Here is a 20,679-nt window from a genome sequence, read left to right on the forward strand (position 1 = left end):
AGGATGGAAGTCCATGAGTGTCATGCCCCGCTCGTCCCTGGAAACGCTCCAGGACACCCGCATCGATGTCGCCGGCCTGCTGCGCCTGCTGTTCGATCACAAGAAGATGATCCTCGCCGTCACCGGCCTGTTCGCCGTGCTCGGGCTCTTCTATGCGGTGATTGCCACGCCGATCTATGTCTCCGGCGCGATGATCCAGATCGAGCAGAAGAAGAACGGCCTGAACGGCACGCCGGAGGTGATCAACCGCCCCGACTCCGTGTCCATCGCCGCCACCGAGATCGAGTTGCTGAAGTCCCGCGCGGTGCTCGGCAAGGCGGTCGAGCTGCTCAAGCTGGACATCATCGCCAAGCCCAAGCACCTGCCACTGATCGGTGACTACCTGGCGCGGCGCTACCAGCCCGAAGCCGGTGAGGCCCTGTCGGCGCCCTGGCTGGGCATGGGCTCCTATGGCTGGGGTGGCGAGCAGATCAAGGTGTTCTCCCTCGATGTGCCGGAGGAGTACCTGGGCGAGCCGCTGACCCTGGTGGCCGATGGCGGCGACGCCTACCACCTGCTCAATGCCGACGACCAGCTGATCCTGCGCGGCGAGCTGAAGAAGCCCGTGCTGGAGAAGGGCTTCAGCATCGAGGTGGACGAACTGGTGGCGCGCCCCGGCACCGAATTCATCGTGGCGAAGAACCGCCTGCTGACCACCACCCTGAACTACCAGAAGCTGCTCAAGGTGGTCGAGGCCGGCAAGGACTCGGGGATCATCTACATGACCCTGGAAGATCCGAGCCCGCTGCAGGCTGACCGCATCCTCGACAAGATCAGCCACCTCTACGTGCTACAGAACGTCGAACGCAGCTCCGCCGAAGCTTCCCAGCGCCTGCAGTTCCTGCGCTCGCAGCTGCCGGTGGTGCGCCTGGACCTGGAGCGCGCCGAAAACGCCTACAACGCCTACCAGACCACCGCCAAGTCCGCCGACATCAGCGTCGAGACCCGCGGAGTGCTGGACCAGGTGGTGGGCATCGACAACCAGCTCTCCGAACTCCGCCTCAAGCGCGCCGAATACGACCGCCTCTATACCCCGACGCACCCGCTGTACCAGGCGCTGAACAAGCAGATGGGCAGCCTGGAAGACCGCAAGGCGCAACTGCAGAAGCGCATCCAGACCCTGCCGGCCACCCAGCAGGAACTGCTGCGCCTGTCCCGTGACATGCAGGTCACCCGGCAGACCTACACCAGCCTGCTGAACAAGGCCCAGGAGCAGGACATCATCCGCGCCGGCACCATCGGCAACGTGCGCGTGATCGACACCGCCCAGGCCAACGTCGAGCAACCGGCCAAGCCCATGCGCAAGGTCATCGTGCTGCTCGCGACCTTGCTCGGCTTCTGCGTCGCCCTGGGCATCCTGTTCCTGCGCCAGGCCTTCTACCGTGGCGTGGAGAATCCCGAGGCGATCGAACAGCTGGGCCTCTCCGTGCTCGCCGCGGTTCCGTACTCGCGGCAGCAGGAACGCCTGGAGAAAGAGCGCAAGAGCGACATCCTCGGCCACACGCCCAAGCTGCTTGCCGCATCCGCCCCCGGCGACCTGGCCAACGAGGCGATCCGCAGCCTGCGCACCAACCTGCACTTCGCCCTGCTCGAAGCGCGCAACAACGTGGTGATGCTCACCAGCCCGGCGCCGGGCGCCGGCAAGTCGTTCGTCTCCAGCAACCTGGCGGCCATCGTTGCGCAATCGGGCCTGCGCACCCTGCTGATCGATGCCGACATGCGCAAGGGCTACCTGCACCGGGTGTTCGGCCTGACCCCGCGCCACGGCCTGTCCGACGCGCTGAGTTCGCACCGTCCGCTGAGCGAAGTGATCCTCCCCACCGAGGTGCCGGAGCTGGACTTCATCTCCTGTGGATTTGCCGCACCCAACCCGTCCGAACTGCTGATGCACGACAACTTCGCCCAGCTGCTGCGCGATGCCTCGTCGATGTACGACCTGGTGATAGTCGACACCCCGCCGGTGCTGGCGGTGACCGACGCCGCGCTGGTCGGCCGGCTGTGTGGCATCTGCCTGCTGGTGACGCGTTTCGGCCAGAGCCCGGCGAGCGAGATCGACACGGCGCGGCGGCGTCTGGGGCAGAGCGGCATCCACCTGCAGGGCGCCATCCTCAACGGTGTGAAACGCAAGGCCTCGACGGCGGCGTACGACTACGGCGCCTACGCCTACCGCTACGACGCCAAGGACTGAAAAGGGAAACTAGGGAAAGGATGCAGCCATGGTCCATATCGTCAGCCTCATGCAGCCGTACTTGTTCCCCTACCTGGGGTACTTCCAGCTGATCGCCGCGAGCGGCCTGTTCATTCTCGGCGACAGCCTGCAGTACACCCGGCGTGGGTGGATCAACCGCAATCGCCTGCTGGTCGGCGGGAAGATCTGGCAGTTCAGCTTTCCCCTGGAGCAGGGCTCGCAGACCCAGGCGATCAACGAGCGCAGGCTGAGCGAGCAGATGCAGCTGAGCAACCGGCGGCTGCTGCACACCATTCGCCATGCCTATCACCGCGCGCCGTGCTACGAGCAGGTGATGCCGCTGCTGGAGGAAATCCTCGAGCACCCCGAACGCAACCTGTCGCACTTCGCCGAGCACTCGATCCGCCGCATCTGCCATTACATCGGCATCGACACACCAATGGTGCGGGCCTCGGAGCTGGAGCTGGCCGAGGACATCGGCCGTGACCAGCGCCTGATCGAGGCGGTGAAGCAGAGCGGCGGCGACATCTACCTGAACCCGGAGGGCGGCCGCCACCTGTACTCGCCCGACGTGTTCCAGGCCCATGGCCTGGAGCTGCAGTTCCTGCGCATGGACGAGCTGAGCTACCCCCAGTTCAGCCCGGATTTCGTCCCCAGCCTGTCGATCATCGACGTGCTGATGTTCAACCCGCCGGACGAGATGCAGCGGTTGCTAGGCCGCTACACCCTGGAGCGACCCGCTCCCTCGTCGGACCTTCTTGGGGAGTACGAATCATGAATTCCGCAGTCAGCCTTGGCCTGCAAGCCGCGCAGTATCGCTGGTACCTGATCCAGACCAAACCGCACCAGGAATTGCGCGCCGAAGAGAACCTCGGCCGCCAGGGCTTCTCCTGCTATCGCCCGCTGGTGAAGCAGGGCAGCCGGCCGCAGCCGCTGTTCCCCGGCTACCTGTTCATCCGCCTCGATCAGCAGCACGACAACTGGTTCCCGATCCGCTCCACCCGTGGCGTGGCGCGCATCGTCAGCTTCGGCGCACAGCCGCTGGCGGTGGCAGACGATCTGGTGGAAGGCATCCGCGAGCGCCTGGCGGCGATGCCCGAGCGGCCCTCCAGTGGCTTCCACGAAGGCCAGGTAGTGCGCCTGAAGTGCTCCGGCGACTGCGAAGTGGAGGCCATCTTCCTCTGTGACGACGGCACCGAACGCGCGCTGATCCTGCTCAACCTGCTGCAACGCGAACAACGCATCCGGGTCCCGCTCAGCCAGCTCTCGGCGCTGAGCGGCAACGACGGCTGGCGCGCCTGAGGCGCACACCCCAGACAAGGCCAGGTACAAGGAGGAGTGGCGAGATGAATGGATCGACCGTGCTGGTGACGCTGACCTATGGCGATCGCCTGGACTACCTGCAGGAACTGCTGGCGCGCGCCTTCCGCGAAAAGGACATCACCCGCGCCATCGTCGTGAGCAATGCCTCGGTGGCGGAGCTGGACCAGCTGTTCATGCTCTGGCCCAATCGCGTGCAGGTGATCGAACTGGACAGCAACACCGGCTCGGCCAACGGCTATGCCGTGGGCATCGAGGCCGCGCTGAAGACCGGCTGCGATTTCATCTGGCTGATGGATGACGACAACGCGCCGACGCCGGGCTCTTTCCCCTTGCTCAAGCAGCGCCTGATCGACTGCGCGCTGCGCCATGGCACCGACAACACCGCCGTGCTGGGCTTCCGTCCGACCCACCAGGCTGACGTCGCCTCCGGCGTGCCGACCCGTTTCATCGCGCCGCCGCGCTCCAGCTACTTCGGCTTCCACGTCCGCCAGCTGCCCTACAAGCTGTGGCGACGCACGCCCTGGGGCAAGCCGAAACCGCGCCCGGCGCAGCCGCTGCTGGAGCTGCCGTTCGCCTACTACGGCGGCCTGCTCGGGCATGCCGACCTGTTCCGCCGCATCGGCCTGCCGCGCCGCGACCTGGTGCTCTACGCCGACGACACCGAGTACACCTTCCGCATCGGCGCACTGGGCGGCCACCTCTACCTGGTGCCCGAGGCCGGCCTGGATGACCTGGAGCATTCCTGGAACATCAAGCAGCGCACCGCCAATATCTACGAGACCTACCTGCTCGGCAGCTCCGACCTGCGCGCCTACTACGCCGCGCGCAACCAGGCCTGGTTCGACAAGAACCTGTGGGTCACCTCGCCGCTGATGTACCGCTTCAACCGCTGGGTGTTCATCCGCCTGCTGCACTTCTTTGCCCGCCGCCACGGCCGCGCCAGCCGCCTGGCCCTGCTGCTGCAGGCGATCCGCGACGGCGAGGCCGGCAGCCTCGGCATGAACCGGGCCTACCCGCTATGAGAGTGCTGCTGCTCAACACCCTCTACGCCCCGCACATCGGTGGCGGGGCGGAAGTCATGCTGCAGCACATGGCCGAGGGCCTGCGCGGCCGTGGCCACGACGTGCAGGTGCTTTGCACCGGGCCGGACGCGGGCCTGCAGCGCGAGACGCTGAACGGTGTAACGGTGCTGCGCGCCGGCCTGCGCAATCTCTACTGGCCGTTCGACGGGAACAGCTACGGCCCGTTGAAGCGCCTCGCCTGGCACGGGCTGGACCGCTACAACCGCGGCATGCGCGGTGTGCTGGCGAAGATGCTGGAAGAGATCGAGCCGGACGCGGTGGTCTGCCACAACCTGTCGGGCTGGTCGATCTCCGCCTGGGATGCGATCCGCGACGCCGGCCTGCCGCTCGTACAGGTCCTTCACGACCAGTACCTGACCTGCCCGCGCGGCGTGCGCTTCCACAAGGGCCGCCACTGCGAGCGGCAGTGCGCATCCTGTGCGCTGCTGCGGCGCTCCCACGCATCGGCTTCCAGCGGCGTCGATGCGGTGGTCGGCGTCAGTCGCTACCAGCTCAATGCGCTGCTCGATGCCGGGTATTTCGCCGGCAGCCAGAGCCATGTGGTCTACAACGGCTCGCCGATGGCGGAGGTGCCCGTCGCACCGCCGGCAAGCGGGCGTCGCCCGCTGCGCTTCGGTTTCATCGGCGCGCTGACCCCGAACAAGGGCGTGGAGTGGCTGATCGAGCAGTTCCAGGCACGCGCTGACGATGCCTCGCTGCTGATCGCAGGACGGGGCGACGGCGCCTACGTGAACCAACTGAAGTCCCTCGCCGATCCCCAGCGCGTGCACTTCGTCGGCTACCGCAAGGCGGCCGAGTTCTTCAGCGAGATCGATGTCGCCGTGGTGCCCAGCCTGTCCCCGGAATCCTTCGGCCTGGTGGCGCTGGAAGCCTGCGCCCATCACCTGCCGGTGATCGCCTCGCGGATGGGCGGCCTGACGGAAATCGTCCTGGACGAAATCAACGGCCTGCTTTGCTCGCCCGACCACAGCGATTCGCTGGGCGACGCCATCGAGCGCCTGCTGCGTGACCCGGCGCTGCGCCAGCGCCTGGCCTCGCGCGCCCGTGAAGTCGTGGCACCGATGCTCAGCGTGGAACGGATGCTCGACGAATACGAAGCCATCCTGCGCCACACCCTGCTTACCCGCGGAGTCCAGCATGGAACTGCAATCCCCGTATCCACGCTTTGAGGTCGACCGCCGCGTGACCTTCGACCGCTCCTTGCTGGCGCTCGGGGTACTGGTGGCCTTGCTGCTGGTGGAGACCTTCAACGGCGCACTGCGCTTCTACACCGACCAGGCCGGCCTGTCGGCCATCGTCTACCTGCCCAAGGTGGCCTGCATCGTCGCGGTGGGCTGGGAACTGTTCACCCGTCCGCAACAGCGCGGGCTGTGGCTGCTGCTGATCCTCGCGGCGGCTTCGCTGCTGCTCGGCCGGCTGCACGGCGCCGAGTTCCAGAGCGGCTTCTTCTCCGTCTTCATCTACGCGCCGCTGCTGTTCGGCCTGCTCTGTGGCCAGTACCTGGAGATGCACCGCAAGGCCGTTGGCTGGATCATCTTCTTCTGCCTGATCGCTTCTCTGCTGGGCATCGCCCTGGACCTCGCCATCAACGTGCCGTGGAAGGGTTACACCTACTCCATGGGCGGCGTCGAGATCAGCGGCAACCGATCCTGGAGCGCCTATGGCCTGGATCGCATCGCCGGCTTCTCGCGGATGTCCTCGAGCCTGGCGATGATGCTGGCGGTGTTCAGCCTGTACCTGGGCTCTTTCCGCCTGACGCTGCCGGTGCGTGGACTGATCTACCTGATAGCGCTGGTCGGTATCGTGCTGACCACCAACAAGTCCTCCGCCGGTGCCTTCTTCTTCGCCCTGCTGGTGATGAGCATCAGCCGCCAGCGCCTGCTGTTCCTGCTGGCCACGCTGCTGGTGGTGCTCGGCGCGCTGGCGCTGCCGCTGTACGGTCTGTACGGCCATGTCGACCCCTACCTGGCCACCGCCACCGGCGACAACCTGATGGGCTCGATGGTCGATCGTCTGGTCAACACCTGGCCGAACCTGATCAAGGTGATGGACTACAACGGCTGGATCTATACCGGCGCCGGGCTGGGCATGACCGGTAGCGCCTATGCGGCCTTCCCGATCTTCGGCGTCGAGCAACTGGCGGTGGCGGACAATTCGCTGCTCTACCTCTGGTGCCTGTTCGGCGTGGCCGGCGTCGCCCTGTACCTGCTGGCGGTGCCGATGCTGATGCGCCTGCAACGCCAGCCCGGCCGCGAAGCCCGCGCGCTGCTTGGCATCGCCTACTGCATCCTGCTCATCGCCTGGACCAGCGACGTGCTCGAGTCGCCGATCCCCAGCCTGTTCCTCGGCCTGGCCATCGGCCGCGCCCTGCGCCTGCCGGGCGAGACCGCACCACAACCGACGCCGCGCACCCTGCGCCTGCAGGGCGGCATGCTCAGCCTGCTGGCCTGCGCGCTGCTGATCGGCGGCCTGCTGCAATCGCCCAGCAGCCTGGCCAAGGAAGCGCCCGTGGAAAACCTCGGCGCGGCGGAATTCATCGTCGGCGCCAGCACCCACCAGAACATCCGCGCGGGCAATCGCGACGGCATCAATCGCCTGGCCCGCGAGGCCGGCATCCTGTCGTTCCGCGACGATGCCTACTGGTCCAGTGTCGAGCGCGAGCGCGGCGTGCTGTCCATCGACGCCGCCTGGCGCGCACAGCTGCGCAGCACCCGTAGCTTAGGGATAGACACGCTGCTGATCCTGGGCAACGAGAACCAGTTCTACGGCAACGCCAAGCCGCGCGACGACGCCTCCCGCGAGGGCTACCTGCGTTACGTGCGCTACGTGGTGCGCGCGTTCAAGGGGCAGGTCGCCTTCTACGAAGTGTGGAACGAGTGGGACTCGGAAAACGCCACCGACAAGGACTTCAGCGACGACTACCTGACCCTGGTGCGCGCGGCCGCCAAGGTGATCCGCGAGGAAGACCCGCAAGCCAAGGTGCTCGCCGGAGCCGTCACCCTCAAGGGCATCCGCCAGGGCTTCGCCGAGCGCATCGCCGGTGGCGGCGTACTGGATGTCGTCGACGGTATCTCGCTGCATCCCTCGGTGTACTGCGAGCGCGAGATGTCCACTCCCGAGGCCTGGCTGAACTGGTTCCAGGGCGTCAACCAGAAGCTGGAAAACGCCGCCGGCAAACCAGTCCCACTGTACTTCACCGAGTTCAGCTGGCCGGCCCACGAAGGCGATTGCGGCATCAGCCGCGAGCGCCAGGCCGCCTACCTGGCCCGCGCCTACGTGCTGGTGCGCAGCCTGCCGAACGTGAAAGGCGCCTGGTGGTACGACCTGGTGGACGACGGCATCGATCGCACGGACATGGAGCACAACTTCGGCCTGCTCACCGCCGGCGGGCAGCCCAAGCCGGCGTACCACGCGATGGCCAGCATTGCCGACATCATCGGTCGCTACCGCTTCGTCGGCCGCGTGCCGAATGAGGACCCGAACGTCTACCTGCTGCGCTTCGCCAAGGCCAGCGAGGAAATCCTGGTGGCCTGGACCCTGGGCCATGAGCAGACCCTGAACATCACCAGCAAGCCCGGCAGCAGCGACACCCTCTGGCGCCTGGACGCCGTCGAAGGGATCGCCCGCCGCGAGGGCCGGCCGGTGCCCTGGCAGTGCCCCGCTGGGGGCGGCGACTGCCAGGCCAGCATCCGCATCGACGCCTCGCCCACCCTGGTGCGCAGCGCGTCGGCCCCGCAACTGTCGTTGCGCTGACTCCATCGCGGAGAACCTTCATGATCGTGATCAACGCGCGCTTCCTCACCCAGCAGGTCAGTGGTGTGCAGCGCTTCGCCGAACAGATTTCGCTGTCGCTGGCGCGGCTGCGCAGCGACCTCCATTTCGTCGCGCCGCCCGGCGAAATCCTCCGCCGGGAAATCGCCAGCCAGCTGAATGTCGAGCAGATCGGCCGTCGCGACGGGCACCTCTGGGAACAGATCGACCTGCCGCTGTGGCTGTCCCGTCACGGCCGGCCGCTGCTGGTTTCGCTGTGCAGCACGGCGCCGCTGGCCTATTCGAAGCAGGTCGTCACGCACCACGACATCACCTACGTGCGCCACCCGGAAAGCTTCTCCTGGAAGTTCCGCGCGCTGTACCGCCTGATGATCCCGCTGATGCTGCGTCGCTCGCTGGCGCAGGTCACGGTCAGCGAGTTCTCCCGCCAGGAGATCGCCTCGCACTATGGCCTCGATCCCAAGGGCATCCATGTGATCGCCAATGCGGTGTCCGCCGAGTTCTGCACCGGCCTCGAGCCGACCCTGCTCGAACGCCCCTATGTCCTGGCGGTGTCCTCGCCGGCGTCGCACAAGAACTTCTCCCGGCTGATCGAAGCATTCCGCCTGCTCGGCGAGCTGGACGTGGAACTGCGCATCGTGGGCGCCGCCAACCGCAGCTTCGTCGATGCGCAACTGCAGCAGAGCGGGCAGGGCGACCGGGTGCGCTGGCTGGGCCGGCTGGATGACGATCAGCTGATCGAGCAATACCGCAACGCCGCCGTCTTTGCCTTCCCGTCGCTGTACGAAGGTTTCGGCATTCCGCCGCTGGAGGCGCAGGCCTGCGGCTGCCCGGTGGTGGCGGCCAGCAGTGCCTCGATCCCTGAAGTGCTGGGCAACTCGGTGCTGTACTTCGACCCCCTCGATCCGCCTGGCATTGCCGCCGCCCTGCGCCGCGTGCTGCTCGACCACAAGCTGCGTGCCGACCTGCGCCGCCTGGGGCAGGAGAACGTCCTGCGCTACTCCTGGGACATTTCCGCGCTGCGGCTTTCCAGCCTGATCGACTCCTTTCTGACCGAGCGCTCGGACTACCCGGCGCGCTTCGACGCCAAACAGATCGCCAAGCAAGGAGGCAGATCATGAAGGGCATCATCCTCGCCGGTGGCTCCGGCACCCGCCTGCACCCCATTACCCTGGGTGTGTCCAAGCAATTGCTGCCGATCTACGACAAGCCGATGGTGTACTACCCGCTATCGGTGCTGATGCTCGCCGGCATCGACGACATCCTGTTGATCTGCACGCCCACCGACCTGCCGAACTTCCGCGCCCTGCTGGGTGACGGCGAGCAATTCGGCGTGCGCCTGCAGTACGCCGTGCAGCCCTCGCCGGACGGGCTGGCGCAGGCCTTCCTGATCGGTGCGTCATTCATCGGCGATGACTCGGTGTGCCTGGTGTTGGGCGACAACATCTTCTACGGCCAGGGCTTCACCGAAACCCTGCGCGAGGCAGCCGCGCGTACTCGGGGCGCCACCGTGTTCGGCTACCAGGTGGCGGACCCGGCACGCTTCGGCGTGGTCGAGTTCGACGCCGCGGGCCGCGTGCTTTCCATCGAGGAAAAGCCCCGCATGCCGCGCTCTAACTACGCCGTCACCGGCCTGTATTTCTACGACAACCGGGTGGTGGAGATGGCTCGCCAGATACGCCCTTCGGCCCGTGGCGAGCTGGAAATCACCGACATCAACAACCTCTACCTGGAGCTGGGTGAACTGCACGTCAGCCTGCTGGGTCGCGGGTTCGCCTGGCTGGACACCGGCACCCACGAATCGCTGATGGAGGCAGGTCATTTCGTGCAGACCATCGAGGAACGCCAGGGATTGAAGGTCGCCTGCCTGGAGGAAATCGCCTTCCAGCAGGGCTGGCTCAGTGAGAGCCGGCTGGCCCTGCAGGCCGAGCGCCTGAGCAAGACCGGCTATGGCCGCTACCTGCAGCAACTGCTGCTGGACAAGCGACAGTGAACCCGCACCCGGCGAGCCCGTGGAGGGCTCGCCGGCACTGCGCCCGATAACGGACTGCGATGCAGCGGCGCCAGGAGCGACGCCGGCAGTCGTGAGGTCATCATGCCCAACAAGACGAAAGGAATTCTGCGTGCGCACCAGTCACTCATCTCGCTGGCGCACCGCCTGAGCGACATCCTGGTGATCGTGCTCACCGGGGTCGTGCTGCTCGGTGCTGGCAATGGCGTGCTGGATGCACAGATCTGGGTCTCGGTGCTGCTCTGCGTGATGCTGTTCCATTGGCTCGGCGAGCTGAACCAGCTCTACGGCTCCTGGCGTGGCGAGTCGCTGCTGCGGGAGTCGCTGAGCGTCACCCTGTACTGGTCGCTGGCGTTCTTCGCCGTGCTGCTGCTGGACATCTCGCTGCGCCACGTGGAGCTGGAAGAACCCCGGCGCCTGGGCTGGTTCGCCGCGGCGCTGCTGATCATGGGCGGCTACCGGCTGGCGATCCGCATGCTGCTGCGCGTCGCCCGCCGCCACGGCTTCAACAGTCGCAACGTGGCCATCTACGGCACTGGCGAAGTCGGCGCGCGACTGGCCGAGACCATCCTCGCCGCGCCCTGGATGGGCCTGCGCCTGGTCGGCTTCTACGACGACCGCCCGCAGCAGATGGAGCTGGGCGAACGGGTACCGGTAAAAGGCGATCGCCTGGCGCTGATCGAGGCCGCCCGCTCGGGGCAGATCGACAAGGTCTACCTGACCCTGCCGCTGTCGCGCGAGCCGCTGCTCAACGAGCTGATCCGCGAGCTCTCCGACACCACGGTGTCGGTCTACCTGATCCCCGACCTGTTCATGTTCGACCTGCTGCACGCGCGCAGCGAGAGCATCAACGGGCTGGCCACCATCAGCATCTTCGACACGCCCATGGACGGCCCCAACGCCGTGCTCAAGCGCATCGAGGACGTGGTGCTGGCCTCGCTGATCCTGCTGCTGATCGCCGTGCCCATGCTGTTCATCGCGGTGGCCGTGAAGCTCACTTCGCGCGGCCCGGTGCTGTTCCGCCAGACCCGCTACGGCATGGACGGTCGGCCCATCCGCGTCTGGAAGTTCCGCAGCATGACGGTCATGGAGGACGGCGCCGCCGTCACCCAGGCCTCGCGCAACGATTGCCGCATCACCCCGCTGGGCGCCTTCCTGCGGCGCACCTCGCTGGATGAATTGCCACAGTTCTTCAACGTCTTGCTCGGCGACATGTCCGTGGTCGGCCCACGCCCCCACGCCGTGGCGCACAACGAGCAATACCGGCGTCAGGTCAGCCGTTACATGCTGCGTCACAAGGTCAAGCCAGGCATTACCGGCTGGGCCCAGGTGAACGGCTGGCGTGGCGAAACAGACACCCTGGAGAAGATGCAGAAGCGCATCGAGTTCGATCTGGACTACATCGAGAACTGGTCCGTCTGGTGGGACCTGAAGATCGTCTTGCTGACCCTGTTCAAGGGTTTCGTACACCGCAATGCCTATTGAGTTTCCACACAAGCTTCAAGGAAGGATTGCCATGAAAAACCTGCTCGCTTTCAGCTTTGTAGTCGGCAGTCTGGCGCTACAAGGCTGCGTGTTCTCCCCCGGTCAGCACATGACGGATTCCGATATCCAACGCGAGGCACAGAAAGAGGGGATGAACATCACCCTCGTGCCCATCACGCCCCAGGTGCTGCAACGCCAGGAGGCCGCGTTCGCCGCAAAACCCGGTGTGCCCGCAGAATTGCTGAACTACCGCCCGCCGCAGGAGGACTACGTGATCGGCGGCGGCGATGTGCTGCTGGTCACCGTCTGGGACCACCCGGAGCTGACCAGCCCCGGCTCCACCCAGCAGATGGAAGCCAACGGTCGCGTGGTCGGCGCCGACGGCAACATCTTCTTCCCCTATGCCGGCGTGGTGCGCGCGCAAGGGCAGACCCCGGCGCAGTTGCGCACGAGCCTGGCCCGGCGGCTGGCGAACAAGGGCATCGTCGACCCGCAGGTGGACGTCACCGTGTTGCGCTATGCCAGCCAGCACGTGGTGCTTTCCGGGGCCTTCCAGAACGGCGGGCAGGTCGAGCTGAACAACACGCCGACCACCCTGGTGCAGGCAGTCAGCAAGGCGGGGGTGGTCACCGGTGAAGCGGACTTGTCCGGCCTGGTCCTCAAGCGTGATGGCCGCGAGTACGTGCTCGACGTCGACGCCTTGAACCGTTCCGGTTCGACCCTGACCGGCATCTACCTGAAGAACGGCGACCAGATCCACCTGCCCTACAACGACCGCAAGAAAGTCTACGTGGTCGGTGAAGTGGAACGTCCGCAGGTGGTCACCTATCGCACCACCGGTCTGTCCCTGCTGGAAGTGCTCGGCAACGCCGGCGGCCTGGCCCCGGAAACCTCCGACGGCGACTCGGTCTACGTGATCCGTGGCAACCCGGAACCGGTCGCCGGCACCGCGCCGGGGACCTTCCAGGCGCAGGTCTTCCACCTGGAAGCCAAGCGCCCGACCGCCTACGCCCTGGCCAAGGAATTCGCCATGCAGCCGCAGGACGTGGTGTTCATCGGCCCGGCCAACATCACCCGCTGGAACCGCTTCATCAGCCAACTGCTGCCATCGGCCAACTTCATCGGCACCAGCGCCGCCGTCGGCGGCAACTGATCGCGACCGCACTCTCCGGCAATGCCCGCGGCGTTGGGAAATTTCCTACCGCTGCGGGCGGATCGCTGGAATCGACTCCGCACCGTGTGGTGGCCATCATCGCCGCCATCGTGTGCAGGGACGCACCACTCCTAGGCGGGCTCCACTCCGCCGCTCTCCTTTGGGACCTTCCCCTAGCACAGGGTCCCGAACCCGCCCGCGTTGCAGCGCCGGCGGGTTTTTTTTTGCCTGGCCTTCAGCAACTCGGGCCTGATCCTTACGCCGCTTCCTATTGATCAGCCATTTCACACGAACTGGGTACCTCCTCAGGGAGGCGGCGACGGCCAGTCGGCGTGCTACCATATATTCCCAAAAGAAATTACATAGTAATAATTAATTCTTTTTTGATTTATAGAGCTTCTTTTATCGTGGCCCCCAGCGTTGCCGTGACAGCGAAAGGGGAATGGCGGTTATCCGCCAGGATGAAGGGGGCTCGTGGCGGTTTTCCGCTGATTTTTCTGAAGGAATTTGCTTGCAGATCGTTCCGAGTGTCGGAAATGGCGGGCGTGTCAGGCAGGTAAGGCCGGTTGGCCTGGGGATTGCCTAGCCACTGACGCATGCCCCGCGCATTGCCACAACAACAAGACACGAGATCCGATCCATGCCATTCCATTCTTCTGCTGCCCTCCCGCCTGCTTGCCTGCGCTCGATCCCCGCATAGGGGAGCGCCGAACACCGCCGAATTACCGCATGCCGAGCGTGCCTGACACGCCATGGCCGCTGCTTGCCGTTCGGTCGGGCTCCGCTGAAGCCAGTGGTCGCCTTGAATGGCCTGCTTTCCAAGATCAATAAAATGGGGAAATTCCAATGAAACGCCGCACTCTCACGCAATCGAGCCTCGCGCTCGCCATCGCTGCCGCAGGCCTCGCCCAATCCGCCGTCGCCGGTGGGTTCATCGAAGACAGCAAGGCCAACCTGACCCTGCGCAACTTCTACATCAACACCGACAACCGCAACGGCACCGCCGAGCCGAGCAAGCAGGAAGAGTGGGGCCAGGGCTTCCTGCTCAACTACACCTCCGGCTTCACCGAAGGCACCGTGGGCTTCGGCGTCGACGCCCTGGGCCTGCTGGGCGTGCGCCTGGACAGCGGCAAGGGCACACATTACAACCCGACCAGCTCGAGTTTTTCCGGTACTGTCTTCCCCACCGATGGTGACGGTCGCGCGGTCGACGATTTCTCCCACCTGGGCGCCACCGGCAAGGTGAAGGTTTCCAGCACCGTGCTGCAGTACGGCACCCTGCTGCCCAAGCTGCCGGTCGTGACCTACAACGACGGTCGCCTGCTGCCGCAGACCTTCGAGGGTGGCCAGGTCACCTCGAACGAGTTCAAGGACCTGACCCTGCTCGGCGGTCAGCTGGAGCACATGAAGGGCCGCAGCTCCAGCAACAACGAGGGGCTGTCCATCGCCGGCGCCAACAACGCGCGCACCGGCGAGTTCGTCAACAAGTTCTACTACGGCGGCGCCGACTACAAGCTGACCAAGGACCTGACGCTGCAGTACTACTACGGCAACCTGCAGGACTTCTACAAACAGCACTTCCTCGGCCTGCAGCACAACTGGGCAATCGGCCCGGGCGTGCTCAAGAGCGACCTGCGCTACTTCCACAGCAGCGATGACGGCAAGAACGGCCACGACAAGAACTTCTACACCAGCGGTTACTACGGCAACGGCGTGACCAAGGGTGAAGTCGACAACCGCGCCTGGAGCGGCTTGTTCACCTACACCGTCAGCGGCCACAGCTTCGGCGCCGGCTACCAGCAGCTCAGCGGCGACAGCGACTTCCCGTTCATCAACAACGGCGACGGCGCCACTGCCTACCTGATCACCGACGTGCAGATCGGCAAGTTCCTGCGCGCCGGCGAGCGCACCTGGCAGGTCCGTTACGGCTACGACTTCGCCCAGGCCGGCCTGCCGGGCCTGACCTTCCAGACCCTGTACCTGCACGGCGACAACATCGACACCAAGTACGGCGACAAGAGCGAGTGGGAGCGTGATATCTCCCTGGCCTACGTGATCCCGGATGGCACCTTCAAGGGCCTGGGCTTCACCTGGAAGAACGCTGCGCTGCGCAGCGGCCTGCCGGCCGGTACTACCGCAGGCTCGCCTGCCCAGCGTGACCAGGACGAGAACCGCCTGATCGTCAGCTACACCATCCCGCTGCTGTAACCTTCCGCGGGCTGAACAAGAGCCGCCGTCCTCGTCAGAGGCGGCGGCTTTTTCGTGGGTGGCCGGCGCGGCCTGCGGCCGGTGAAAAAACCTTGCCCCAATCGGTGTTCGGCGACCCGGCTTCGGATGTTTCTCCTTCATTTCAATCGCGACGTATGAGCCGCTGATTTTTCCGACGTGAGCCTGGTCAAGGATCGTGCAACAGGTGCCGCCCCTGGCGGCTATTTCCTTCGTGCCGACGGACCTTCTCTTATCGTGGCGACGGTCGCGCGGACCCGGGGAAAGGCGTTGAGCACGCCCTCCGGTGATGGGGCGACGCAGCGGATGCTGCCCGGCGCGTGCTTCGATGATGCAGTGCGGTGGGCCATCAGCGGAGCGGCAAGGCGGCGCAGACCGCCTATCCGGACTCCCGGGCTGGCGTCGTTTTCCGTCCTCTCCCCACCGTCGTGATCAGGACTGCCGTCATCGCGCCGGGCACTGCGCCCGTTGCCGATGGCGCGCTCACGAAGATGTGATGGGGAACCGTAATGCATTACCGCACACTCAAGCTTTCGACTCTGGCCGCGGCGATTGCCGCCACGGGTATCGCCCAGGCCGCTTTGGCCGATGGCTTCATCGAAGACAGCAAGGCCAGCCTCGGCCTGCGCAACTTCTACATCAATCAGGACAACCGCAACGGCTCCGCCGCGCCGAGCAAGCAGGAGGAGTGGGGGCAGGGCTTCCTGCTCAACTACGCCTCAGGCTTCACCCAGGGCACGGTGGGTTTCGGTGTCGATGCGCTCGGTCTGCTGGGCGTGAAGCTCGATAGCGGCAAGGGCAAGCAGTACAACCCGGACAGCAGCAACCTGGGCGGCATCGTCTTCCCCACCGACAGCGATGGTCGTGCGGTGGATGACTTCGCCAGCCTGGGGCTGACCGCCAAGGCCAAGGTTTCGCAGACCGAACTGCGCTATGGCACCCTGCAGCCCAAGCTGCCGGTGGTGACCTACAACGACGGTCGCCTGTTGCCCCAGACCTTCAGCGGTGGGCAGGTTACATCCAGCGAGTTCAAGGACCTGACCTTCGTTGCCGGCCAGCTGGAGCACATGAAAGGTCGTAACTCGAGCAACTCCGACCAGGGGCTGTCGATTGCCGGGGCGAACGCCGGTGGCAAGTCGCAATTCGCCCAGTACAGCAACAAGTTCTACTACGGCGGCGCGGACTACCGGATCAACGAAGACACCACCGTCCAGTACTACTACGGCAACCTGAAGGATTTCTACAAGCAGCACTTCCTCGGCCTGCAGCACAACTGGGATGTCGGTGTCGGCACACTGAAGAGCGACCTGCGCTACTTCCACAGCAGCAGCGACGGCAAGAACGGCAGCCATGATCCGTTTTATTCCACCACCGGCTACTACGGTAGCGGTGTGACCCGTGGCGAGGTGGACAACCAGGCCTTCAGCGGCCTGTTCACCTACAACCTGCAGGGCCACAGCTTCGGTATCGGGCACCAGAGCCTCTCCGGCGACAGCGACTTCCCGTTCATCAACGACGGCGATGGTGCTTCGTCCTACCTCATCACCGATTCGCAGATCGGCAAGTTCCAGCATGCCGGCGAGCGGACCTGGCTGGCGCGCTACGGCTATGATTTCGCCGCCCTGGGTGTACCCGGCCTGAACTTCCAGACCGTCTACCTGCGTGGCGACAGTATCGACACCGCTTACGGCAAGCAGACCGAGTGGGAGCGCGATATCAGTCTGGGCTACACCATCCAGGACGGCCCGCTGAAGAACCTGGGCGTGGCCTGGAAGAACGCTTCGCTGCGCAGCGGCTTGCCGGCGGCCAGCACGCCGGGCTCCGCCAGCCAGCGTGACCAGGATGAGAACCGCCTGATCGTCAGCTACAGCATTCCGCTGCTGTAACGCTGCGACTTCTGTAGGAGCGGGCCACGCCCGCGATCCGTGAGCAGGGCCCACGGGCCGCAGGTATCAGGGAGGCGCGGACTTTGTCCGCGGTCACGGGCGCGGCCCGTTCCTGCAGGTTTCGGGCAATGAAAAAGGCCGTCGTTCCGGTGGGAGCGACGGCCTTTCTGTCTGCAGCGGATCAGCGCTTCTGCGGCGCCGGTTGCTGCTGGGTGATGCAGTGGATATTGCCGCCGCCCAGGAGGATCTCGCGGCCCGGCACCATGACGATCTCGTGCTCGGGGAAGATGCGCTTCAGGGTGGCCTCGGCCTCGGCGTCCGCCGGGTCGTCGAAGCGCGGGGCGATGATGCCGCCGTTGACGATCAGGAAGTTGACGTAGGAGCCGGCCAGGCGGATCGACGGATCGCGTGGCTGGGTGCCGATTACCAGGTCGATACCTTCGCACTCGGCTTCGGTCGCGTGGATCGGGCCGGGGATGATGATCTTGTGCACGGTCAGTTGGCGGCCCTTGGCGTCACGGGCAGATTCCAGCACGCGCATGGCGGCCTGGCAGCGCTCGTAGTTCGGGTCGTTCTGGTCTTCGGTCCAGGCCAGCAGCACTTCGCCGGGGCGCACGTAGCAGCAGAAGTTGTCGACGTGGCCGTCGGTCTCGTCGTTGAACAGGCCGTCCGGCAGCCAGATCACGGTATCGATGGCCAGGTGCTCGCGCAGCACGGCCTCGATCTCTTCGCGGCTCATGTGCGAGTTGCGGTTGTGGTTGAGCAGGCATTCCTCGGTGGTGATCAGGGTGCCTTCGCCGTCCACGTGGATCGAGCCGCCCTCCAGCACGAAGCCTTCGGTGCGGTAGCCGTCGCAGCGCTCGATGCCGAGGATCTTGCTCGCCACCTGGTCGTCGCGGTGCCAGGGGAAGTACAGGCCGCCTTCCAGGCCGCCCCAGGCGTTGAAGGTCCAGTCCACGCCGCGTACGTCGCCCTGGTCGTTGGTGACGAAGGTCGGGCCGGTGTCGCGTACCCAGGCGTCGTCGTTGCTGATTTCCACCACGCGGATGTTGGCCGCGTCGGCCAGCTGGGCGCGGGCGTTCTCGTACTGGCCGGCGGAGACGCCGATGGTCACCGGCTCGAAGCGGGCGATGGCGCGGGCTACGGCGCTGAACGCGGCCTGCGCGGGCTTGCCGCCCAGGCGCCAGTTGTCCGGACGCTCGGGCCAGACCATCCAGGTCTGGGTCTGGGGTTCCCATTCCGCCGGCATGCGGAAGCCATCGGCGCGGGGAGTGCTGGTCAGCGTGGTCATGGGGCGGTCCTTGGTCAGTGCTTCGTGGAAGGGGCGAGCCGATAGCCATCGAGGGGTATCGCTGCGCTCCGCCCATCCTGCGGAGGGGGTTGTGTCATTCGGGAGATTGTCGCCGGTAGCGCCGCAAGAGCGGTCCAGTATAGGCCGCCAGTCACTGCCTCGCGTCAGGACTCTCCCAGGGTGGGAGAATTTATATCCGATAAAAATCGGTTTATGAAGAGCTGTTAAGGAATATTTCGGCCGTTTGTCCAGATTTTTATCGGATAAAAATCGATTATTTCAGCGGCGAGGGCCGCTTCGGCAGGCAGGGTGGCAGGTACAGCGACAGGTAGGCATCGATCACCCGCATGCCTTCTTCGGCCAGGCGCCCGGTGATCTGCCCGTGGCGCTGCACGGAGAGGGCGTAGACGCGGTCGCCCAGCTCGATGGCCAGGCTGAAGACCTCGATGTCCTGCGGTAGCGGCGGCAGCTCGAAGTGGCGTTCGAACAGTTCGCGCATGGCCTGGCCGAGTTGCACGTCGTGCTGGCTGTCGGCCTGGGTGACTTCGGCGAGGCCGTGGCTGGCGAGGATCAGCTGGCGCGCAGCGGCGTCTTCGGCGTAAACGGCCAGGGTGCGCTGCTCGACCAGTCGTGCGAGGTCGCGCCAGTCGCGCAGGGCGGCGTGGTCGACGGGCTGTTCCAGGCAGGCTCGGAAGGCGGCGTGGACGTCGCTGGTCAGCCCTTGCAGCAGGGCCGGCACGCTGGGGAAGAAGTGGTAGACGGAGGAGGGCGGGATGTCCGCGCGCTCGGCTACCGCGTAGATCGACAGCCCCGCCGCGCCACTCTCGGCCAGCAGGGCGCGGGCAGCCTCGAGGATCACGGCGATGCGTGCCTGGCTGCTGGCGCGGGGCTTGCGAGTGGGAGAGGGTGCGGGCATGACGACCTCCGGAGCTGGGCGGCTATTGGACGCCAGCTCCGGGGTGCTCGGCAAGTCAGCTGCCGCCGTCGCGCAGCTTGGCCCAGACGTCGGTGATCACCGGGGCAGTCTTCTCCGGCGCGGTTTCCAGGGCGAACAGGCGACGCTTGGTCTCCTGGTCCGGGTACAGACCCGGCTGGTCGCGCAGGGCGGCGTCGAGGAACTGCGCGGAGTCCTTGTTGCCGTTGGGGTAGAGGGTGGCGGCAGTGATCTGTGCGGCGACCTTGGGCTGCATCAGGTAGTCGATGAACTTGAGCGCCAGGTCCGGGTGCTCGGATGCGCTGGGGATCACCAGGTTGTCGATGAACAGCACCGAGCCTTCCTGCGGCACCACGAAGCGCACCGGCTGGCCGGCGTTGGCCGCGCCCAGGGCGTCGCCGACCCAGGCCATGGCGACGCACAGCTTGCCGGCGTTGAGGTCCTGGATGTAGCGCTCGCTGTCGATGTAGCGCAGGTTCGGGCGCAGCTGCGCGAGTACCTCGCCGGCACGGCGAATCTGTGACGGCGCACTGCGGGCAAAGTTGCGGCCCTGGTAGTTCATCAGCACCGAGAAGGCTTCATCCGGCGCGTCCAGCAGGCTCATGCCGCAGGCCTTCAGGCGCTGGCTCTGCTGCGGGTCGAACAGGATGCTCCAGCTGTCGGGCAGCTTGCCGCCGTAGGCCTTCTCCGCTTCGGGTTCGTTGATCGCCAGGCCCACGGCGCCCCACAGGTAGGGCACGGCGTGCTGGTTGTTGGGGTCGACGGCGGCCAGCTTGCTCAGCAGCTGGGTGTCGAGGTGGCTGCGGTTGGGCAGCTTGCTGAAGTCCAGCGCCTGGATGCGCTTGTCGCGGATCAGCGCCGGCAGGTCGTTGTGCGAGGGCACCGCGACGTCGAATTTCTCGCCGCTCTCCAGGGCCTTCTTGACCTCTTCGGCGGTGCTGTAGGTCGTGTACTCGACCCGGATGCCGGTGTCCTTCTCGAAGTCCTTGAGCACTTCGGGGGCGATGTAGTCGTTCCAGTTGTAGACGCGGATGACCTGGTCGGCCCAGGCGGACAGCGGGCACAACAGCATCAGAATCAAGGCGTACAGGCGTGGCATTGGCGATCTCCCTGAATGAACCACGTAATCAGCGGATGCGGCATTCATTCGCCGCTCGATAGCGCGACAGCAAAGACACGACAGACGCGATGCACGCCCGGACAGGCGGATGGAGACATCGCGGGCAGGAAGGAACGACGGATGTGACTCGCTGCGGCGCCCCTCCTCGCCGTTGCGATGTCGCAGTTCCC

15 protein-coding genes are annotated in these 20,679 nt (G+C 65.7%); 12 read left to right on the top strand and 3 right to left on the bottom strand.

Translation table 11 applies throughout. The features are described 5' to 3' along the window. Positions 1 to 13 precede the first annotated feature (13 nt). The 12 genes from IB255_RS15585 to IB255_RS15640 all read left to right on the top strand — a co-directional run bounded on the left by IB255_RS15585 (position 14) and on the right by IB255_RS15640 (position 17,164). Positions 14 to 2,227: a polysaccharide biosynthesis tyrosine autokinase gene (locus IB255_RS15585; protein ID WP_151188693.1), complete on the top strand. Its 2,214-nt coding sequence runs from the start codon at positions 14 to 16 to the stop codon at positions 2,225 to 2,227. Positions 2,228 to 2,255: 28 nt separating this feature from the next. Beyond that, a complete protein-coding gene (locus tag IB255_RS15590) occupies positions 2,256 to 3,005 on the top strand; it encodes a WbqC family protein (protein WP_081515223.1) in 750 nt (249 codons plus the stop codon). Continuing rightward, on the top strand, positions 3,002 to 3,529 hold the full coding sequence (gene rfaH / locus IB255_RS15595; RefSeq protein ID WP_081515224.1) for a transcription/translation regulatory transformer protein RfaH: 528 nt from the start codon (positions 3,002 to 3,004) through the stop codon (positions 3,527 to 3,529). Before IB255_RS15590 ends, rfaH begins: the two co-directional genes overlap by 4 nt. A 44-nt stretch (positions 3,530 to 3,573) precedes the next feature. Beyond that, positions 3,574 to 4,572: a glycosyltransferase gene (locus tag IB255_RS15600; protein ID WP_081515225.1), complete on the top strand. Its 999-nt coding sequence runs from the start codon at positions 3,574 to 3,576 to the stop codon at positions 4,570 to 4,572. Then, positions 4,569 to 5,801 (top strand): glycosyltransferase family 4 protein, encoded by a 1,233-nt coding sequence (locus IB255_RS15605; protein WP_081515226.1) that lies wholly within the window; start codon positions 4,569 to 4,571, stop codon positions 5,799 to 5,801. Before IB255_RS15600 ends, IB255_RS15605 begins: the two co-directional genes overlap by 4 nt. Further along, positions 5,770 to 8,385: a GH39 family glycosyl hydrolase gene (locus IB255_RS15610; RefSeq protein WP_081515227.1), complete on the top strand. Its 2,616-nt coding sequence runs from the start codon at positions 5,770 to 5,772 to the stop codon at positions 8,383 to 8,385. The genes IB255_RS15605 and IB255_RS15610 overlap by 32 nt, the downstream gene beginning before the upstream one ends. Positions 8,386 to 8,405: 20 nt before the next feature. Then, on the top strand, positions 8,406 to 9,524 hold the full coding sequence (locus IB255_RS15615) for a glycosyltransferase family 4 protein (RefSeq protein WP_081515228.1): 1,119 nt from the start codon (positions 8,406 to 8,408) through the stop codon (positions 9,522 to 9,524). Continuing rightward, positions 9,521 to 10,396, top strand: a complete 876-nt coding sequence (rfbA, locus tag IB255_RS15620; protein ID WP_081515229.1) for a glucose-1-phosphate thymidylyltransferase RfbA — start codon at positions 9,521 to 9,523, stop codon at positions 10,394 to 10,396. The genes IB255_RS15615 and rfbA overlap by 4 nt, the downstream gene beginning before the upstream one ends. Positions 10,397 to 10,498: 102 nt before the next feature. Continuing rightward, on the top strand, positions 10,499 to 11,899 hold the full coding sequence (locus tag IB255_RS15625) for an undecaprenyl-phosphate glucose phosphotransferase (RefSeq protein ID WP_081515230.1): 1,401 nt from the start codon (positions 10,499 to 10,501) through the stop codon (positions 11,897 to 11,899). Between the two features lie 31 nt (positions 11,900 to 11,930). Then, positions 11,931 to 13,052 (top strand): polysaccharide biosynthesis/export family protein, encoded by a 1,122-nt coding sequence (locus IB255_RS15630; protein WP_081515231.1) that lies wholly within the window; start codon positions 11,931 to 11,933, stop codon positions 13,050 to 13,052. 846 nt (positions 13,053 to 13,898) lie between these two features. Continuing rightward, positions 13,899 to 15,260: an OprD family porin gene (locus tag IB255_RS15635; RefSeq protein ID WP_081515232.1), complete on the top strand. Its 1,362-nt coding sequence runs from the start codon at positions 13,899 to 13,901 to the stop codon at positions 15,258 to 15,260. 527 nt (positions 15,261 to 15,787) lie between these two features. Further along, positions 15,788 to 17,164 (top strand): OprD family porin, encoded by a 1,377-nt coding sequence (locus IB255_RS15640; protein ID WP_081515233.1) that lies wholly within the window; start codon positions 15,788 to 15,790, stop codon positions 17,162 to 17,164. 181 nt (positions 17,165 to 17,345) lie between these two features. Here the strand turns inward: IB255_RS15640 and aguA are convergent, their stop codons facing one another. The 3 genes from aguA to IB255_RS15655 form a co-directional block, all read right to left on the bottom strand. Continuing rightward, positions 17,346 to 18,455, bottom strand: a complete 1,110-nt coding sequence (gene aguA, locus IB255_RS15645) for an agmatine deiminase (protein ID WP_081515234.1) — start codon at positions 18,453 to 18,455, stop codon at positions 17,346 to 17,348. A 274-nt stretch (positions 18,456 to 18,729) separates the two neighbouring features. Next, positions 18,730 to 19,371 carry a TetR/AcrR family transcriptional regulator gene (locus tag IB255_RS15650; RefSeq protein WP_081515235.1) on the bottom strand — a complete coding sequence of 214 codons (642 nt, stop codon included), beginning with the start codon at positions 19,369 to 19,371 and terminating at the stop codon, positions 18,730 to 18,732. A 55-nt stretch (positions 19,372 to 19,426) separates the two neighbouring features. Next, positions 19,427 to 20,488 (bottom strand): polyamine ABC transporter substrate-binding protein, encoded by a 1,062-nt coding sequence (locus tag IB255_RS15655; RefSeq protein ID WP_081515236.1) that lies wholly within the window; start codon positions 20,486 to 20,488, stop codon positions 19,427 to 19,429. Positions 20,489 to 20,679 lie beyond the last annotated feature (191 nt).

The organism is Pseudomonas sp. PDM22 (genome assembly GCF_014851965.1).
Classification (GTDB): domain Bacteria; phylum Pseudomonadota; class Gammaproteobacteria; order Pseudomonadales; family Pseudomonadaceae; genus Pseudomonas.

What these genes read in the sequence shown, in the direction of transcription:
- IB255_RS15585 (WP_151188693.1), top strand. Translation starts at nt 14, where the DNA reads ATGAGTGTCATGCCCCGCTCGTCCCTGGAAACGCTCCAGGACACCCGC.
- IB255_RS15590 (WP_081515223.1), top strand. Translation starts at nt 2,256, where the DNA reads ATGGTCCATATCGTCAGCCTCATGCAGCCGTACTTGTTCCCCTACCTG.
- rfaH (WP_081515224.1), top strand. Translation starts at nt 3,002, where the DNA reads ATGAATTCCGCAGTCAGCCTTGGCCTGCAAGCCGCGCAGTATCGCTGG.
- IB255_RS15600 (WP_081515225.1), top strand. Translation starts at nt 3,574, where the DNA reads ATGAATGGATCGACCGTGCTGGTGACGCTGACCTATGGCGATCGCCTG.
- IB255_RS15605 (WP_081515226.1), top strand. Translation starts at nt 4,569, where the DNA reads ATGAGAGTGCTGCTGCTCAACACCCTCTACGCCCCGCACATCGGTGGC.
- IB255_RS15610 (WP_081515227.1), top strand. Translation starts at nt 5,770, where the DNA reads ATGGAACTGCAATCCCCGTATCCACGCTTTGAGGTCGACCGCCGCGTG.
- IB255_RS15615 (WP_081515228.1), top strand. Translation starts at nt 8,406, where the DNA reads ATGATCGTGATCAACGCGCGCTTCCTCACCCAGCAGGTCAGTGGTGTG.
- rfbA (WP_081515229.1), top strand. Translation starts at nt 9,521, where the DNA reads ATGAAGGGCATCATCCTCGCCGGTGGCTCCGGCACCCGCCTGCACCCC.
- IB255_RS15625 (WP_081515230.1), top strand. Translation starts at nt 10,499, where the DNA reads ATGCCCAACAAGACGAAAGGAATTCTGCGTGCGCACCAGTCACTCATC.
- IB255_RS15630 (WP_081515231.1), top strand. Translation starts at nt 11,931, where the DNA reads ATGAAAAACCTGCTCGCTTTCAGCTTTGTAGTCGGCAGTCTGGCGCTA.
- IB255_RS15635 (WP_081515232.1), top strand. Translation starts at nt 13,899, where the DNA reads ATGAAACGCCGCACTCTCACGCAATCGAGCCTCGCGCTCGCCATCGCT.
- IB255_RS15640 (WP_081515233.1), top strand. Translation starts at nt 15,788, where the DNA reads ATGCATTACCGCACACTCAAGCTTTCGACTCTGGCCGCGGCGATTGCC.
- aguA (WP_081515234.1), bottom strand. Translation starts at nt 18,455, where the DNA reads ATGACCACGCTGACCAGCACTCCCCGCGCCGATGGCTTCCGCATGCCG.
- IB255_RS15650 (WP_081515235.1), bottom strand. Translation starts at nt 19,371, where the DNA reads ATGCCCGCACCCTCTCCCACTCGCAAGCCCCGCGCCAGCAGCCAGGCA.
- IB255_RS15655 (WP_081515236.1), bottom strand. Translation starts at nt 20,488, where the DNA reads ATGCCACGCCTGTACGCCTTGATTCTGATGCTGTTGTGCCCGCTGTCC.